The sequence below is a fragment of the Streptomyces sp. NPDC017676 genome (genome assembly GCF_044329325.1).
Classification (GTDB): domain Bacteria; phylum Actinomycetota; class Actinomycetes; order Streptomycetales; family Streptomycetaceae; genus Streptomyces.
Genome location: NZ_JBIRJA010000016.1, coordinates 120,584 through 135,983 on the forward strand (window position 1 = coordinate 120,584; position 15,400 = coordinate 135,983).

At 72.9% G+C, this 15,400-nt stretch carries 13 protein-coding genes and 2 pseudogenes; 11 read left to right on the forward strand and 4 right to left on the reverse strand.

The window, feature by feature from the left end:
- Nucleotides 1-72: 72 nt before the first annotated feature.
- Together katG and ACH4LD_RS31090 are read right to left on the reverse strand one after the other, a co-directional pair.
- Nucleotides 73-2,298 (reverse strand): catalase/peroxidase HPI, encoded by a 2,226-nt coding sequence (katG, locus tag ACH4LD_RS31085; RefSeq protein WP_398057459.1) that lies wholly within the window; start codon nucleotides 2,296-2,298, stop codon nucleotides 73-75.
- Between the two features lie 33 nt (nucleotides 2,299-2,331).
- Nucleotides 2,332-2,769 (reverse strand): Fur family transcriptional regulator, encoded by a 438-nt coding sequence (locus ACH4LD_RS31090; RefSeq protein WP_030640662.1) that lies wholly within the window; start codon nucleotides 2,767-2,769, stop codon nucleotides 2,332-2,334.
- Nucleotides 2,770-3,136: 367 nt separating this feature from the next.
- On the opposite strand from ACH4LD_RS31090, the gene ACH4LD_RS31095 reads away from it, so the two are divergent.
- The 4 genes and pseudogenes from ACH4LD_RS31095 (at nucleotide 3,137) to ACH4LD_RS31110 (ending at nucleotide 6,555) form a co-directional block, all read left to right on the forward strand.
- On the forward strand, nucleotides 3,137-4,126 hold the full coding sequence (locus tag ACH4LD_RS31095) for a hypothetical protein (RefSeq protein ID WP_398057458.1): 990 nt from the start codon (nucleotides 3,137-3,139) through the stop codon (nucleotides 4,124-4,126).
- Between the two features lie 105 nt (nucleotides 4,127-4,231).
- Entirely contained in the window at nucleotides 4,232-4,618 is a 387-nt protein-coding gene (locus ACH4LD_RS31100) for a hypothetical protein (RefSeq protein WP_398057457.1), read from the forward strand.
- A gap of 206 nt (nucleotides 4,619-4,824) precedes the next feature.
- Nucleotides 4,825-5,339, forward strand: a pseudogene (locus ACH4LD_RS31105) ((2Fe-2S)-binding protein); the annotation flags it as partial.
- 19 nt (nucleotides 5,340-5,358) lie between these two features.
- Nucleotides 5,359-6,555: an FAD binding domain-containing protein gene (locus tag ACH4LD_RS31110; RefSeq protein WP_398057456.1), complete on the forward strand. Its 1,197-nt coding sequence runs from the start codon at nucleotides 5,359-5,361 to the stop codon at nucleotides 6,553-6,555.
- Between the two features lie 34 nt (nucleotides 6,556-6,589).
- Here ACH4LD_RS31110 and ACH4LD_RS31115 read toward each other — a convergent pair whose 3' ends face one another.
- The gene (locus ACH4LD_RS31115) at nucleotides 6,590-7,735 is read right to left on the reverse strand and encodes a PP2C family protein-serine/threonine phosphatase (RefSeq protein ID WP_398057455.1); all 1,146 of its coding nucleotides are present in this window, start codon (nucleotides 7,733-7,735) and stop codon (nucleotides 6,590-6,592) included.
- Nucleotides 7,732-8,526: a TetR/AcrR family transcriptional regulator gene (locus tag ACH4LD_RS31120; protein ID WP_398057454.1), complete on the reverse strand. Its 795-nt coding sequence runs from the start codon at nucleotides 8,524-8,526 to the stop codon at nucleotides 7,732-7,734. The genes ACH4LD_RS31115 and ACH4LD_RS31120 overlap by 4 nt, the downstream gene beginning before the upstream one ends.
- A gap of 53 nt (nucleotides 8,527-8,579) precedes the next feature.
- Here ACH4LD_RS31120 and ACH4LD_RS31125 point away from each other — a divergent pair.
- The 7 genes and pseudogenes from ACH4LD_RS31125 to ACH4LD_RS31155 all read left to right on the forward strand — a co-directional run.
- Nucleotides 8,580-8,729 (forward strand): annotated as a pseudogene (locus ACH4LD_RS31125) (sugar phosphate isomerase/epimerase); the annotation flags it as partial.
- Nucleotides 8,730-8,940: 211 nt separating this feature from the next.
- A complete protein-coding gene (locus tag ACH4LD_RS31130; RefSeq protein ID WP_398057453.1) occupies nucleotides 8,941-10,107 on the forward strand; it encodes an acyltransferase family protein in 1,167 nt (388 codons plus the stop codon).
- Nucleotides 10,108-10,926: 819 nt separating this feature from the next.
- A complete protein-coding gene (locus ACH4LD_RS31135; protein WP_165951636.1) occupies nucleotides 10,927-11,820 on the forward strand; it encodes an STAS domain-containing protein in 894 nt (297 codons plus the stop codon).
- Nucleotides 11,817-12,197, forward strand: a complete 381-nt coding sequence (locus ACH4LD_RS31140; protein ID WP_132785793.1) for an STAS domain-containing protein — start codon at nucleotides 11,817-11,819, stop codon at nucleotides 12,195-12,197. The genes ACH4LD_RS31135 and ACH4LD_RS31140 overlap by 4 nt, the downstream gene beginning before the upstream one ends.
- Nucleotides 12,197-12,643, forward strand: a complete 447-nt coding sequence (locus ACH4LD_RS31145) for an ATP-binding protein (RefSeq protein ID WP_103813180.1) — start codon at nucleotides 12,197-12,199, stop codon at nucleotides 12,641-12,643. The genes ACH4LD_RS31140 and ACH4LD_RS31145 overlap by 1 nt, the downstream gene beginning before the upstream one ends.
- On the forward strand, nucleotides 12,640-13,704 hold the full coding sequence (locus ACH4LD_RS31150; RefSeq protein WP_398057452.1) for a SpoIIE family protein phosphatase: 1,065 nt from the start codon (nucleotides 12,640-12,642) through the stop codon (nucleotides 13,702-13,704). The genes ACH4LD_RS31145 and ACH4LD_RS31150 overlap by 4 nt, the downstream gene beginning before the upstream one ends.
- Complete coding sequence (locus ACH4LD_RS31155; RefSeq protein WP_398057451.1) at nucleotides 13,688-15,355, forward strand: PP2C family protein-serine/threonine phosphatase; 1,668 nt, start codon at nucleotides 13,688-13,690, stop codon at nucleotides 15,353-15,355. The genes ACH4LD_RS31150 and ACH4LD_RS31155 overlap by 17 nt, the downstream gene beginning before the upstream one ends.
- Nucleotides 15,356-15,400 lie beyond the last annotated feature (45 nt).

Sequence of the window (15,400 nt, forward strand, 5' to 3'; positions counted from 1 at the left end):
ACGTCCGGGTCCGCCCAGCGGGGCGGACCCGGACGTGCTGTTCAACGGGTCAGGCCTGGTGGAGCCGGTCGGTCAGACCAGGTCGAAGCGGTCCGCGTCCATGACCTTGTTCCAGGCGGCGACGAAGTCCTTGACGAACTTCTCCTTCGCGTCGTCGCTGGCGTAGACCTCGGCGAGCGCGCGCAGCTCGGAGTTGGAGCCGAAGACGAGGTCGGCGCGGCTGCCGGCCCACTTCACCTCGCCGGTGGCGGCGTCGCGGCCCTCGAACGTGGTCTGGTCCTCGGAGGTCGCCTTCCACGTCGTACCCATGTCGAGCAGGTTGACGAAGAAGTCGTTGGTGAGGACGCCGGGCGTCGTGGTGAGGACGCCGAGCTGCGACTGCTGGTGGTTGGCGCCGAGGACGCGCAGGCCGCCCACGAGGACGGTCATCTCCGGGGCGCTCAGGCCCAGCAGGTTCGCCTTGTCGAGGAGCAGGTACTCGGCCGGCAGGCGGTTGCCCTTGCCGAGGTAGTTGCGGAAGCCGTCCGCGGTCGGCTCCAGCGCCTCGAAGGACTCGACGTCGGTGTGCTCCTCGGTCGCGTCGACACGGCCCGGGGTGAAGGGCACCTGGATCTCGTGGCCGGCTTCCTTGGCGGCCTTCTCCACGGCGGCGGCACCGCCGAGGACGATGAGGTCGGCCAGGGAGACCTTCTTCCCGCCGGAGGAGGCGTTGAACTCCTGCTGGACGTTCTCCAGGGTGCGCAGCACCTGGGCCAGCTGGTCGGGGTCGTTGACCTCCCAGCCGCGCTGCGGGGCGAGGCGGATGCGGGCGCCGTTGGCGCCGCCGCGCTTGTCGCTGGAGCGGAACGTCGAGGCGGACGCCCAGGCGGTGGTGACCAGTTCGGACACGGACAGGCCCGATTCGAGCAGCTTGGTCTTCAGGGTGGCGACGTCCGCGTCGTCGATCAGCTCGCCCTCGCGCTCCGGCAGCGGGTCCTGCCACAGCAGCGTCTCCTCCGGGACCTCCGGGCCGAGGTACAGCGACTTCGGGCCCATGTCGCGGTGGGTGAGCTTGTACCAGGCGCGGGCGAAGGCGTCCGCGAACTCCTCCGGGTTCTCGTAGAACCGGCGGGAGATCGGCTCGTAGATCGGATCGAAGCGCAGCGCCAGGTCGGTGGTCAGCATCCGCGGGCGGTGCTTCTTCGCCGGCTCGTGCGCGTCCGGGATGATCTCGGGGGCGTCCTTGGCCACCCACTGGTTGGCGCCGGCCGGGCTCTGCTCCAGCTCGTACTCGAACTCGAACAGGTTCTTGAAGAACCCGTTGCTCCACTGGGTCGGGGTGCTGGTCCAGGTGACCTCCAGGCCGGAGGTGATGGCGTCCCCGCCCTTGCCGGTGCCGTAGGTGCTCTTCCAGCCCAGACCCTGGTCCTCCAGCGAGGCGGCCTCGGGGTCGGGGCCGACGTTGTCGGCGGGACCGGCGCCGTGGGTCTTGCCGAAGGTGTGGCCGCCGGCGATCAGGGCGACGGTCTCCTCGTCGTTCATCGCCATGCGGCGGAACGTCTCACGGATGTCGCGGGCCGCGGCGATCGGGTCCGGGTTGCCGTTCGGGCCCTCGGGGTTGACGTAGATCAGACCCATCTGCACGGCGGCGAGCGGGTTCTCCAGCTCGCGGTCGCCGGTGTAGCGCTTGTCGTCCAGCCAGGTGGTCTCGGGACCCCAGTAGACGTCCTCCTCCGCCTCCCAGACGTCCGCGCGGCCGCCGCCGAAGCCGAAGGTCTTGAAGCCCATGGTCTCCAGGGCGACATTGCCGGTGAGGACCAGCAGGTCGGCCCAGGAGATGCTCTGGCCGTACTTCTTCTTGACCGGCCACAGCAGACGGCGGGCCTTGTCGAGGTTGCCGTTGTCGGGCCAGCTGTTGAGCGGGGCGAAGCGCTGCTGGCCGGCCCCGGCGCCACCGCGGCCGTCGCTGACGCGGTAGGTGCCCGCGCTGTGCCAGGCCATACGGATCATCAGCGGGCCGTAGTTGCCGAAGTCGGCGGGCCACCAGTCCTGCGACGTCGTGAGCACCTCGGCGATGTCACGTTTCACGGCCGCGAGGTCGAGCGACTTGAACGCCTCGGCGTAGTCGAAGTCCTCGTCGAGCGGGTTGGCCACGGCCGGGTTCTTCGCCAGGATCTTCAGGTTGAGCCGCTCCGGCCACCACTGGCGGTTGCCACCACCCTGGGCCGGGTACAGGGCCCGGTCGTGCGCGACGGGGCAACCGCCGCTCCCCTCCTCCGACTTCGCGTCTGTGACGATCGCGTCGTGGTTCTCAGTCATGGCAATCCTTCCGGGCTGTGCGGAACTCGGTGCTCAGGAACTGCGGCCGGTGGAACAGTCGGGGCACAGGCCCCAGTACACGACCTCGGCCTCGTCGATGGCGAAGCCGTGGTCGTCGGCGGCGGTCAGGCAGGGCGCGTCGCCGACGGCACAGTCGACGTCGGCGACGGCGCCGCAGGACCGGCACACGATGTGGTGGTGGTTGTCGCCCACACGCCCCTCGTACCGGGCCGGGTGGCCTGCCGGCTCGATACGGCGTACGAGACCCGCCGCGGTCAGCGCGTGAAGGGCCTCGTAGACGGCTTGCAGGGAGATGTGGCCTACGCGATCGCGGACTCCGGAGGCGATCGCCTCGACGCCGAGGTGGTCGCCGTCCCGGACGGTCTCCAGCAGCGCGACGCGGGCTGCCGTCACGCGCAGGCCGGCACCGCGGAGCTCCTCGGCGGTGGTCGGGGTCGGGGAGGCGGTCATGCCGCCGAACCTATCCTCATAAACACGAGAGATTCAAGAAAACGAACGGTGCAATTTTGGCCGCGTGTCGTCGTCCCGCGTCCACTTCCCCGCCCCCTTCCACCCGCCATACCGCTCGCCGGACGTTTGCCCACGCAAGTGCATCCCGGGCCGGCCGGAGGCTCGTACCGGGCGTTCCCGCATCATGGTGCCCGGGACGGGCGCGATCCGCGCGGCGAGCCGGACAGTCCCGCGAACCGGTGACTCGGTGCGCCCGACGCACACCCGCCGGTGCGCGCCGCACAGCGGAGGAGCCACAGAGCACATGAACCCCGCCGAGTGAGAAACCCGTAGCCCGTCACCGAGGTGGCCGTCGGGAGGGACGCTCATGGACCTGGACGCCGTCGCCGACGAGCTGTACGGGCTGCGACCGGAGGAGTTCGTGGCCGCCCGCGACCGCCGCGCCCAGGACGCCCGCAAGGCCGGTGACCAGGCCCTCGCCAAGAAGATCGGCGCGTTGCGGAGACCGAGCCTGGCCGCCTGGGTCAGCAATCTGCTGGTGCGCCGGCAGCCGGAGGAGGTCCAGCCGCTGCTCGGCCTCGGCGAGGAGCTGCGCCGCGCGCACCGCGAGCTGGACGGGACACAACTGCGCAGGCTGGCCCGTCGGCAGAACGAGGTGATCGGCGCGCTGGGACGGCAGGCCCGGCGGCTGGCCGCGCAGGCGGGGCATCCGGTGGGCGAGGGCGTCCAGCGCGAGGTCGAGGAGACCCTGCACGCCGCGCTCGCCGATCCACAGGCCGCGCGGGAGTGGGCGGCCGGCCGGCTGGTGAAGCCGCTCACCTCGACGATCGGGTTCCCGGCGGCCGACGAGGCCGTGCTCGGCCGCCGGCCCGCTCCCGAGCCGAAGCAGCCTGCCGGGGGCAGGGGCCGTGAGGAAGACGAGGGCCGGACACGGGACCAGGACCGCGAGGAAGACGAGCGCCGGAAACAGGACCAGGACCGCGACGAAGACGAGCGCCGGAGACAGGACAAGCGCCGGCGAGAGGACAAGGCCCGTGAGGAGGAGCGACGCCGACGCCGCGCCGAGGCCCGCGAGGCCGAGCGGGAGCTGCGCGCACACGAGGAGGAGGCCGACGCCGCCGCGCGGGCGGCGGAGGAGGCCGGCGCACGGCTGACCGACGCGGAGGAGCGGCTCCGTGAGCTCCGGGAGCGGCTGCGGGACGCCGAGGAGGAGCAGCAGCGGGCCCGGGCCGCGGAGCGGGACGCGCGGGACCGGGAGCGGCAGGCCGGCCGCGCGGTCCGGGAGGCCCGGCGCCGGGCCGAGAAGGCCGCCGCGCGGGTGGAACGGCCGGCCACGGGTACGGGTGCTCGCGGCTGACGGCGTGGCTCTTCGACCGCACAGGGCGGCCCCGGGCCCGTCGCCACGAACAAGCCGAAGGGGGCCGGCGCGGTGCCGGCCCCCTTGGCGACGTAACTATCGGCCGTGGCCACCACCACCGCCGTGACCGCCACCACCGCCGTGGCCACCACCACCGCCATGACCACCATGGCCGAAACCGTCGTGGCCGTAGCCGCCGTGAGCGTATCCGCCATGGTCATAGCCACCGTGGTCGTATCCGCCGTACCAGCCGTAGTCCTCGACGTCGTACCGGACGTTGTCATATCCCCGTCCGTACCCTCCGTAGCCTCCATACCCGCCGTGGCCGCCGTGGCCGCCGTGGTCATCGACGGCGTGGTGGGCTGCCGCCGGGGACGCCGGAGCGGCGGAGGCCGACGCCGCGGCACCGCCCAGCGCGAGGGCGAGACCCGCCACGGCGGCGAGGGGCCACTTTGCACAACGCATAACCAGTCTCCTCTGCACAGTTTCTGAGGTGTTGTCAGTCGGGTCGGAGATGAGGGACCGTCATTCCCATTTGTCCCTTACTTCCTTTTTCAACCGTGCGTCGGCCGGAATGAAGGGGCAAGCGCCAAGGGGGGTAGCGGCTCTACCACCCCACTCCGCCTCGTACCACAGCCGTACGGTTGCGGCACTTTTGATGCGGTATGAGAATGAACCTGCCTTGTTGCAGGTGAGACATGTCTGTACACGGTCCATCCCTCACCCAACGTGGGCAGACACTCGCGGAGCGGGGCCCTGGGCCGGTCAGGGTCACCCTGTCGGTGAACGGCGTGGAGCGTTCCCTGGAGATCGAGCCCCGCGTCAGCCTGCTGGACGCCCTGCGCGAGCATCTTCTCCTCACCGGCGCCAAGAAGGGCTGTGACCAGGGAACCTGTGGGGCCTGCACCGTCCGGGTGGACGGCACCCGCGTCCTGGCGTGTCTGACACTCGCCCTGACGTGCGAGGGGCGTGAGGTCACCACGATCGAGGGGCTCGCGGAGGGGGACGAACTGCACGCCGTGCAGCAGGCGTTCATCACCGAGGACGCCTTCCAGTGCGGCTACTGCACACCCGGCCAGATCATGTCGGCCGTGGCACTGCTCAGCAGGGGCACGCCGGCGACGACGGCGAGACCAAGGAGTGGATGAGCGGCAACATCTGCCGCTGCGCCGCCAATCCGCACATCCGGGCCGCGATCCGGGCCGTCCGCGACGGAAGCCAGGAGCCCTGCCGTGCAGCCGATCACCTACGCCCGGGTCACCGATCCCGCGACCGCGGTCGCCGCGGTCAGCGCCGATCCCACCAGCGACTTCCTCGCCGGCGGCACCACCGAGATCGATCTGCTCCGCCAGAACGTCCTCCACCCCCGTCGGCTCGTGGACATCAACCACCTCCCGCTGACCGCGATCGAGCCGACCCGGGAGGGCGGCCTGCGCATCGGAGCCCTCGCCCGGATGAGCGAGGTCGCCGCGTCGCCCATGGTGCGTGAGCGCTGCCCGGTGATCCGCCAGGCCCTGGAACTGGGCGCCTCGGCACAGCTGCGTCACATGGCGTCGATGGGCGGTAACCTGCTGCAACGCGTGCGGTGTTCGAACTTCCGGGACGCCCGGTCACCGTGCAACAAGCGCGATCCGGGCACGGGCTGCTCGGCGCTCGACGGGTTCAGCCGCGGCCACGCCGTCCTCGGCACCAGCGGGCACTGCATCGCCGCTCACCCTTCGGACGTGGCCGTGGCGCTGATGGCGATGGACGCGCGGGTGCACACCCTGGCCCCCGGGGGCGAGCGGACCTGTGCCTTCGAGCTCGTCCGCCGGGCCGTCGCCGACGCCGGCTCCCCGCTGCCCGGCGCCGACCCGCTCCACGTGGTCGTGCGGGACGGGGTGATGACCGCCGGGACGGCCTCCGAGTCGTACGCCGATCTGCTCCAGCGGACCTTCCAGCCCGACGCCGAGGCGCTCGGCGTGTGGAGTCCGCCGGGCCGGGACGCCGGGTTCGCGACGATGACGTTCGGGGCGCAGTTCGCGGAGGTGGCCGTCGACCCGGAGCTGGGCCTGGTCCGGGTGCGGCGCATGACCGGGGCCTTCGCTCCCGGCCGGGTGCTCAATCCGAAGACGGCCCGGAGCGAGTTGACGGGCGGCATGCTCTGGGGCCTCGGCCAGGCGCTGCTGGAGGCCAACCACATGCACCCGCGCACCGGGCGGTGGGCCAACGCGAGCCTGGGCGAGTACCTGGTCGCGGTCAACGCGGACGCCCCCGACATCGACGTGGAACTGGTCGAGGTCGACGACAGCGTGGTGAACCCGCTGGGCGTCAAGGGCGTCGGGGAGATCGGTCAGGTCGGCGCCGCCGCCGCGATCGCGAACGCCGTGCACCACGCGACCGGCCGCCGGGTGCGGCGGTTCCCGATCACCGTCGAGGACCTGCTGTGACGTCCGGCCGGGCGGGGGCGCGTGGCTCCGCCCGTCAGCCGGCGGCGGGCGTCCCGTCGCGTTGTACGACCATCATGGCCATGTCGTCCTGGACCAGTCCCCCCGCGTGGTCGCGCAGATCGCCGACGATCTCCCGCAGGAGCGGGCCGGGGTCGAGGGCGGACCACTTCGCCAGGCGTTCGCCGAGCGGGTAGAACGTGCCGTCGCTGTCGCGGGTCTCGGTGACCCCGTCGGTGTAGAGCAGGATCCTGTCCCCGACGTGGAAGGGGAAGGTCGCCGCCGTGTAGGTGGTGTCGGACAGGGCGCCCAGACCGAGCGGTGGGGCGGGGTCGGTGACATGGAGCGCGGTCGCGGTCCCGGAGGACCGGCTCAGCAGGAGGGGCGGCGGATGCCCGCAGCTGATCATGTGCAGCACGGGCTGGTCGTCCGGGATGTCGAGCACGACGGCGGTGACGAAGCGTTCCCCGACGTCCGGATCGACTTCCGAGAACTCCTTGAGGCCCCAGTGGACGGCGTCCTCGACGTAGGCGACGAGTTCGGGCAGCGGGACCGGGCGGTGGGCGGCGGCGCGGAAGGCGCCCAGCACGATGGCGGTGTCGCTGATGGAGGCGAGGCCCTTGCCGCGGACGTCCCCGATGACCAGGCGGGTGGAGCGGGCGGTCCGGGCCGCGGCGTACAGGTCGCCGCCGATGTAGGTGTCGGCCTCGGCACTGCGGTATTCGCCGGCGAGGGACAGCGGTCCGGCGCGCGTGGGAAGCGGACGCAGGACCACGCGTTGCGCGGTGTCCGAGACGGCACGCGCTCTGAGCAGTTCCCGTCCGCGCCGGTCCCGCAGGTGGGTGAAGGCGACGAGCAGTACACAGAGCGCCGCGAGCGTGCACAGTTCGACCAGCACGCTCTCGGTGACGAGGGTTCCGCGCTCCGTGCCGGCGGCGATCAGCGCGAGCACCGCGAGGGTGCCGACCAGCGTCGTGGCTCCGGGGCCGTAGGCCATGGCGGTGAACGCGGTCGCGACGACCAGGAGGTGGGCGAGATGGATGTCCGGCGGCAGGAACGCGTCGACTGTCGGGATGGCGATGACCAGCAGCAACGGGATGGCCAGCCAGAGCGGGTGGGGAGATCCCCGGTTCCAGGCGGGCAGGACCTCGGTGGTGGATGTCTTCGTCGTCGCAGCCGTCACGTCGTGCTCCGGTCCGGGGTGCGGGATCCATGGGTACGCGATGCGTTGGTACGGGATGCATTGGTACGGGATGCGTTGCCGGGGGATCCAGGTGTGGCGCCGTCGTCCATGAGCCGGGTGAGCCATTCGGCCAGCAACGCCCGTTCCGCCGGGGTGAACGAGCGCGGAGGGTCGCACCGCAGCAGCGCCGCCAGGGTGGTCGCGGCCCGCCGGGTGCTCACCGGCGGGGACGCGTCGCAAGTGGACGCCTCCGGTGTGAGGACCCCGGCCAGCACCACGTCCCTGACCCGCGCCGACAGGTCGGTGCCGGGCCGCATGCCGGGCCGGGTCAGCAGGGTGAGCGCGACACCGGTGTTCGCCGAGATCACGATGTCGGCCGCCCGGTCCGGCTCGACCGCGAGGCGCCCCGCCTGTGCCACGCGCTCCAGCGTGGCGTGCAGCAGCGCGTGCATCTCATCGATGGCCTTGGGTACGCAGGCCGGCCCGGGGGCGGCCATCAGGCGGTACAGGTTGGGGTGCTCCAGAGCGAACTGGGTGTGCTGGTCCCAGCCGCGCCGCAGGTCCGCGACCGGATCGGCGGTCGGCTCGGCGGCCCGCTTGGCGGCCAGGTACCGCGCGAACCCCTGATCCACGACCGCGGCCAGGAGGCTGTCCTTGTCGCCGAAGAGGCGGTAGATGACCGGCTGTCGCACACCCGCCTTCTCGGCGACACCGCGGGTGGCCACGTCCCCGGTGGGTGACGCCTCCAGCAGTTCGGTCGCCGCCTCCAGGATCAGCGATCTATTGCTCATGTTATCGACGATACCAGGCGTCTCTTTAATCGGAACATACTTCTGCTTTTCCGGATTTACTCCGGCACGTCCACATCGCCGACACCTTCAACCACAAGGGGTCCTCCGGGCTGCGGTACATCCTGAGCCCGCCCGGCACCCCGGCCCGGATCCACCAGCACCTGGACATCGGGCAGGGCGAGGTATCAGGAACGAACTGGCCGGCTGACCCGTCCGGGGGTTCGCGGAGTGCACCTGTCACCGCGGTGAGCGTGCTCACCCGTGCGGGTGCACGCGGTCCCGCCGTCCGTGGCACGGACGGCGGTCCGTCGTTCGGCAGCAGTGTGATGTTTCCCATGGGGCGTGAGGGACCGGGGGCCGGCGGGCAACGCTCCCCTTCATGCCCCACGCGATCCCCCTGCGGCAGGTGATGTGATGACCACGGCGACGACCCCGGCGCTCCGGACGCCACCCGCCCGGACCGGCCCGGCGACCGCCGGGTCCACCGCACCGGCCGCCCTGCCGTCTCTCACCGGGCTGCGCTGGATGGCGGCGCTGCTGGTCTTCGGACTGCACGTGCACAACTTCGGCTGGTTCGGCGGCTCCGGTGGCCGCCTCGTGTCCTGGGCCTTCGGCTCCGGCGCCACCGGAGTGTCGTTCTTCTTCGTGCTGTCCGGATTCGTGCTGACCTGGTCGGCGCGGCCCCGCGACCGGGCGCTCGCCTTCTGGCGCCGGCGCGTCGCCCGGATCTACCCGGTGCACCTGGCCACCCTCACCATCGCCCTCGTCATGGCGTACACGCTGACGCACCAGGCACGGCCGACGGCGAAGCAGGGCCTGGCGAACGCGCTGCTGCTGCACTCCTGGTGGCGTCCGTGGTGGCAGACGCTGAACCCGGTGAGCTGGTCGCTGGTCTGCGAGGCGTTCTTCTACGCCGCCTTCCCGCTGCTGATCCTGCTGCTGCGCCGGCTCGGGGCGCGCGGTTCGGCCGCGCTGGGCGGGCTGTCGGTGGCGGCGGTCCTGGTGCTGGCCTGGACGGACGCCCACCACTGGTGGACGTACTCGATCTACTCGTTCCCCGCCGCGCGGCTACCGGAGTTCGTGCTCGGCGCGGTCACCGCGCGGCTGGTGCTACTGGGCCGCTGGCGCGGACCCGGCCTGGAGGCCTCGCTCGCCCTCGCCGTCATCGGCTACTTCATGGTTCCGCAGGTCACGCCCGGCTACTCCGCCACCGTGTGCACCATCGCCGGGTTCGCCCTGCTCATCCCGGCGGCGGCGGTCGCCGACCTGCACGGGCTGCCGTCCCTGTGGCGGCGCCGGCGGATGGTACGGCTCGGGGAGCTGTCGTTCGCCTTCTACATGATCCACCTGCTGGTCCTGCGCGCCGCCACGGAGCTGGTGGGCAGGAAGCCGCACTTCGGCGCCCTGGCGGGGGCGGCGGTCACCGCGGCCGCGTTCGCGGTGTCGCTCGGCCTGTCCTGGGTGCTGTACGAGGGGGTGGAGCGCCCGGCACGGCGCCTGCTGCTGCGCCGTCGCCGTCCTTCCGCGCAGCCGGACCCCGCACCGGTCCGCCGGGAGGCCCCGGCACCGGCGCGCGACTGACTCGCGCGGTCACGGCCGGTCGCACGCACGGGTGACGTCCGCAACAGCGAGGAGAGTCCCGCGGGTTTCGGGGTAGGCGGCTCACCGACACCGGCCCGGCGGCGCACACCGGCGGGCCGGCACCACGTGAACGCAGCGAAGGAGCCGAAACGACGTGCGCGGGAAGCAGACCGGGACGAGCCGACGGCCGACGACGGCCGGGCCGTCCCCCGCCCCTGCCGGTCGACTGCCACGCGCCAGGACACCACCCGCCGCCCCGCACCGCGACACGGGGCCCCACGGCACGACCCACGCCCGGCAGCACAGCACGGGCCGCATGCCCCGTGCCCCGCACCACAGCACGAGTCCCTGGCGCACGCCCCGTGCCCCGCACCGCTGCACGGGACCCCGCGACACACCTGATACCCCGCACATCAGCACAGGATCCTGTGAAACACCTCATACCCCGCACATCGGCACAGGAGACCCGCGCACTGCGGCCCGTGGCCGAGCCGCAGACCCGTGCCACGGCGCGGCGGCGTACGTCACGGCCCGCTCGGCGCTCCGGCCCCCGGGACGCCACGGCCTCCCCGTGCGGGACGGCTCCCGGTGTCCCGGACGTCCGGCCATGTCGGCGTCCAGGGCCGCGGCCCCGGCCCAGGCGCCGACGCGGCGTCCGGCGAGGTCCGCGCGGTGTCTCCGGCCAAAGGACGCTGACCTGGGGAAAGTTGCCAGGACCGGGTTTGGTCCGGTCGGACGGCGGGGGCTACGGTGGACGGTCGGCGATGATCGGTACGGGGAGCCGGCCGACCGGCGGACCTGGCTGTGCGAGAGGAGAGGATGAGAGTGCCCGAGCACGACGCGGCCGAATCGGCCCCGCAGGTGGTGAGTTCCTTCCTGGAACGGCGCAAGGAGCAGATCGCCCAGCGCTGGGCCGACGCCCCCCTGTTCCGCTCGGTCTTCACCGTCTCCCGTGACGAGGCGGTCGAGGCGTGCAAGGCCGTGGTGGACGCGCTGTCCGACGTGGCCGTCGGCGGACGGCTGGAGGACATCGCCGCGCCCGGCTTCGCGCCGGTGCGTGACCAGTTGGGGCGGATGACCCAGACCCGGACCCGCACCGGATCCACCCCGGCCCAGATCGCCGACGAGGTGGCCGGCCTGCGCGTCCCCGCCGTCGATCTGCTGCGCGAGGAGTTCCCCGACCCCGCCACCCCGCAGGCCCAGGAATGCGTGATGGCACTGACGCTGCTGCTCGGCACGCTGCGCCTGGTGGTGATGGAGACGGCACTGGACGCGAACGCCGAGCTGATCGAGCGGCAGCGCCAGCAACTCCTCGAAGTGGCCACCCCTGTCATCAAGTTGTGGGAGGGCACGGTCGCCGTACCGCTGATCGGGACGCTGGACAGCGCGCGCAGCCAGGTCGTGATGGAGTCGCTGCTGGAGGCCATCGTCGACCAGCGGGCCCGGTACGCCATCCTGGACATCACCGGTGTGCCGACGGTCGACTCGCTCGTCGCGCAGCACCTGATGAAGACGGTGGCCGCGGCACGCCTGATGGGCGCGGAGTGCATCGTGTCCGGCATCCGTCCGGCCATCGCGCAGACCATCGTGCAGCTCGGCATCGACCTGGGCTCGGTGCTCACCCGCGCCTCGCTGTCCGACGCGCTGGCCTACGCGCTGGGCAAGCAGGGCATCGAGGTGTCCCGGGCGGACGCGGGTGCGAGCGCCCGGTGAACCAGCCCACTCCCGCCCAGCCGTCCCAGGTCCCGGTGCTCGCCCTGGGCGACGTCCTGCTGGTCTCACTGCAGGGCGAGCTGCACGACGGCATGGCCGAACAGCTGCAGCACGACATCACCAACCGCATCGCCACCAGCCGGGTGACCGGTGTGGTCCTCGACATCTCCGGCGTGGACATCGTCGACTCGTTCCTCGGCCGGGTCCTCGCGGAGATCGCCTCCACCGCCAGCCTGCTGGCGGCCCGTACGGTCCTGGCCGGCATGCGGCCCGCCGTGGCGATCACCCTGGTCGAGCTGGGGCTCACCCTGCCCGGCCTGGTCACCGCCCTGGACGTCGACCGTGCCATGGAACTGCTCGCACAGAGGGGGAGCTGATGCAGTCGTCCGGCCAGGCTTCCGCGACGAGCCTGCCCATCGGCTCGGACGCGGATCTGGCCTGGGTCCGGCAGCAGGTGCGGCAGTGCGCGGCGCAGCTCGGCTTCGGTCTGGTGCAGCAGACCAAACTGGTCACGGCGGCGAGCGAACTGGCCCGTAACACGCTGGTGCACGGCGGCGGCGGGCGGGCGGAGATCACGCCGTTGGACAACGGCCGCAGCCGGGGTCTGCGCATGCGTTTCATCGACAGCGGTCCGGGCATCCGCGACCTGGAACTGGCCATGACCGACGGGTACACCACCGGCGGCGGCCTCGGACTCGGGCTGAGCGGAGCGAAGCGGCTGGTGCACGAGTTCAGTGTCGACACCGAGCCCGGCCGGGGCACGACCGTCACCGCCGTCGCCTGGGTGGCCCAGGTGCCCGCGTCGCGTGCGGGGGTGGGATGAGCCGGGTGTGGGAGATCCCGGTGCACGACTCCACGCGTGTCCGGGACGCCCGGATCGCGGCCCGTGAGGCGTGCGGAGAGGCGGGCCTCGCCGCCGCGCGCACCGCGGCCGCGGAGCTGGTCGCCACCGAGCTGGCCACCAACCTGCTCAAACACGCCGGCGGGGGCCGCATGGTGGTCAACCTGGTGACGGCGCCGGCCGACGGCGGGGAGGCCCTGTCGGTGCAGCTCTTCTCGCTCGACCACGGTCCGGGCATCGCCGACGTCGGCGCCGCGCGCCGGGACGGCTGGTCCACCGCCACGGGCTCGCTCGGCGCGGGTCTGGGCAGCTGTCAGCGCAGTGCCAACGCCTTCCACCTGTACAGCCTGCCGGGCGGAGGGACGGTGGCGGCGGCGCGGATCGACCCCGAGCCCGTCCGGCGCGGGGCACCGCCGGCAGCGGTGCCGGCGGGCGGGATCACGGTCGCCCTCGCGCAGGCCGAGCAGTGCGGTGACGCGTGGAGCTGGGTGCGCTCCGGGAGCCTGCTGACGCTGCTGCTCGCGGACGGTCTGGGACACGGTCCGAAGGCCGCGCACGCCTCCACCGCGGCGGTGGCGGAGCTGCGCCGCACCGCCCATCTGCCGCCGGCCGACATCCTGCGCCGGCTGCACACCGCGCTGCGGCCCACCCGGGGCGCGGCGGTCACGGTGGCCCAGGTGGACACGGACCGGGCGGAACTCAGCTTCTCGGGCGTCGGCAACGTCGGCGCCCGGGTGCGCACCGGGGACTCCTGGACGTCCCTCGTCTCCCATCCGGGGATCGTCGGCGCGTACTTTCCCGCGCACGTGCCCGTGCGCCGGGTGCCGTGGCGCCAGGACAGCCTGCTCGTGATGCACAGTGACGGACTGCCCAGCCGGTGGCGGCCGCCGGAGGACCCCCGGCTGCTCGCCCACGACCCGTCCGTGGTGGCCGCGGCCATCCTGCGGGACGCGGGCAGCCCGGCCCGCCCCGCTCGCGACGACACCAGCGTGGCCGTACTGGCCCCCGACCGCCGGACCAGCGCCCATGACAGCCGCCTCTGAGAACTGGACCATCGCCTCCACCGCGGACGCGGCCCGCGCCCGTGCCCTGCTGGCGCGGCTCACCGCGGACGCCGGGGTGTCCGCGCTCGACCGCGCCCGCTTCCTGGCCGCGCTCGGCGCCCGGCTGCGCCGCGCCGTCGACGCCGGCCGCGCGGAGCTGGCCGTGACCGCCGAGGCGGGCGGGAAGCTGCGGGTCGCCCTGGACGGGCCGGAGCCGTGGCAGCACACGCTCGTCTGCCCCGCCCCCGTGACCGGCCCGCTGCCCGCCCTGGACGACGCCCCGCTCGCCGAGGCCCTGCTGGGCGCCGACGAGGACACCGCCGCCCTGCTGGGGCACCTGGCGGAGACGGAGAAGCTGCTGCGGTTCCACCGGGAGGAGCTGCACCAGACCAACCAGGGCGTGCTGGCGCTGCACGCCGAGCTGGAGGCGGCGGCGCTGGCGCAGCGCGAGCTCCTCGACGCGGAGCGGGTGGCGCGCGCGGAGGCGGAGAAGGCCCGCCGTCTGCTGACCTTCCTGGCCAACGCGAGCGCGGTGCTGAACGCCTCCCTCGATCACGAGGACATCCTGCGCCGGCTGCCCGAGCTGCTGGTCCCGGAGTACGCGCGGCACGTCGACGTCTGGCTCGTGGACGACGAGCGGATCCTGCCGGCCGAGCGGGCGGCGGCCACGGTGACGGCGGCGCGCACCGGCCGCCCGCAGCACGCGGGCCCCCACCCCGGTGACCTCCCCGGCGTGGACGACCTGCCGGCCTCCGCGCTCTCCCCGGACCGGTCGCTGCTGTGCCTGCCGCTCGGCGCGCGCACCGTGCAGGGGGTGCTGACGCTGGCGGCGCCCGGCGAGCGTTTCGACCCGGACACCACCGTGATGCTGCTGGAACTGGCCCGGCGGGCGGGCATCGCCCTGGACAACGCCCGCCAGTACGAACAGCACCGGGACGTGGCCGAGGCCCTGCAACGGGCCCAGCTGACCGAACTTCCCGCCACCCCGGGTCTCGAACTGGCCGCCCGCTATCTGCCGGCGACGCACGGTCTGAACATCGGCGGTGACTGGTACGACGCGTTTCCGCAGCCGGACGGCAGTGTGCTGGCGGTGATAGGGGACGTCACGGGGCACGGACTGCGCGCGGCGGTGATCATGGGCCAGCTGCGGACCGCGCTGCGCGCCTACGCCGTCGAGGGCAACGGGCCGGCGCGCATCCTCACCCTGCTGCACCGGATGCTCCGGCATCAGCAGCCGGAGCTGTACGCGACCTGTGCGATCGCCCGGTTCACGCCCGGGGAGCCCGGTGTGGTGTGGGCGGCGGCCGGGCATCCGCCGGCCATCGCGCGCGGCCCGCACGGCGAGGTGCGGGTGCTGGAGGCCAGACCGGGGATCATGCTGGGGGTTCCGATGGCGTTCTCGTACGAGGAGCACACCCTGGAGCTCCCGGTGGGCTCGACGCTCGCGCTGTACACGGACGGCCTGGTGGAGCGGCGGTCGGCCGGGATCGACGCGGGCATCGACCGCCTCGCCCAGGCGATGGGGGCGCTCGGCCGGTCGGATCTGGCGGATCTGGACGGGGCGGCCGACGCGCTGCTCAAGCCGATGCTCCACGACTCCGAACACGACGACGACATCTGCCTGTTGCTGTGCCGCACCACGCTGGAGTGAGCGGCCCCGCGCCGGCTCCCGGTGGTGTGGGAGCCGGCGCGGGGC

Excerpts from the sequence above, each read along its gene's own strand:
- katG (WP_398057459.1), bottom strand. The coding sequence starts at position 2,298 with ATGACTGAGAACCACGACGCGATCGTCACAGACGCGAAGTCGGAGGAG.
- ACH4LD_RS31090 (WP_030640662.1), bottom strand. The coding sequence starts at position 2,769 with ATGACCGCCTCCCCGACCCCGACCACCGCCGAGGAGCTCCGCGGTGCC.
- ACH4LD_RS31095 (WP_398057458.1), top strand. The coding sequence starts at position 3,137 with ATGGACCTGGACGCCGTCGCCGACGAGCTGTACGGGCTGCGACCGGAG.
- ACH4LD_RS31120 (WP_398057454.1), bottom strand. The coding sequence starts at position 8,526 with ATGAGCAATAGATCGCTGATCCTGGAGGCGGCGACCGAACTGCTGGAG.
- ACH4LD_RS31130 (WP_398057453.1), top strand. The coding sequence starts at position 8,941 with ATGACCACGGCGACGACCCCGGCGCTCCGGACGCCACCCGCCCGGACC.
- ACH4LD_RS31135 (WP_165951636.1), top strand. The coding sequence starts at position 10,927 with ATGAGAGTGCCCGAGCACGACGCGGCCGAATCGGCCCCGCAGGTGGTG.
- ACH4LD_RS31145 (WP_103813180.1), top strand. The coding sequence starts at position 12,197 with ATGCAGTCGTCCGGCCAGGCTTCCGCGACGAGCCTGCCCATCGGCTCG.
- ACH4LD_RS31150 (WP_398057452.1), top strand. The coding sequence starts at position 12,640 with ATGAGCCGGGTGTGGGAGATCCCGGTGCACGACTCCACGCGTGTCCGG.
- ACH4LD_RS31155 (WP_398057451.1), top strand. The coding sequence starts at position 13,688 with ATGACAGCCGCCTCTGAGAACTGGACCATCGCCTCCACCGCGGACGCG.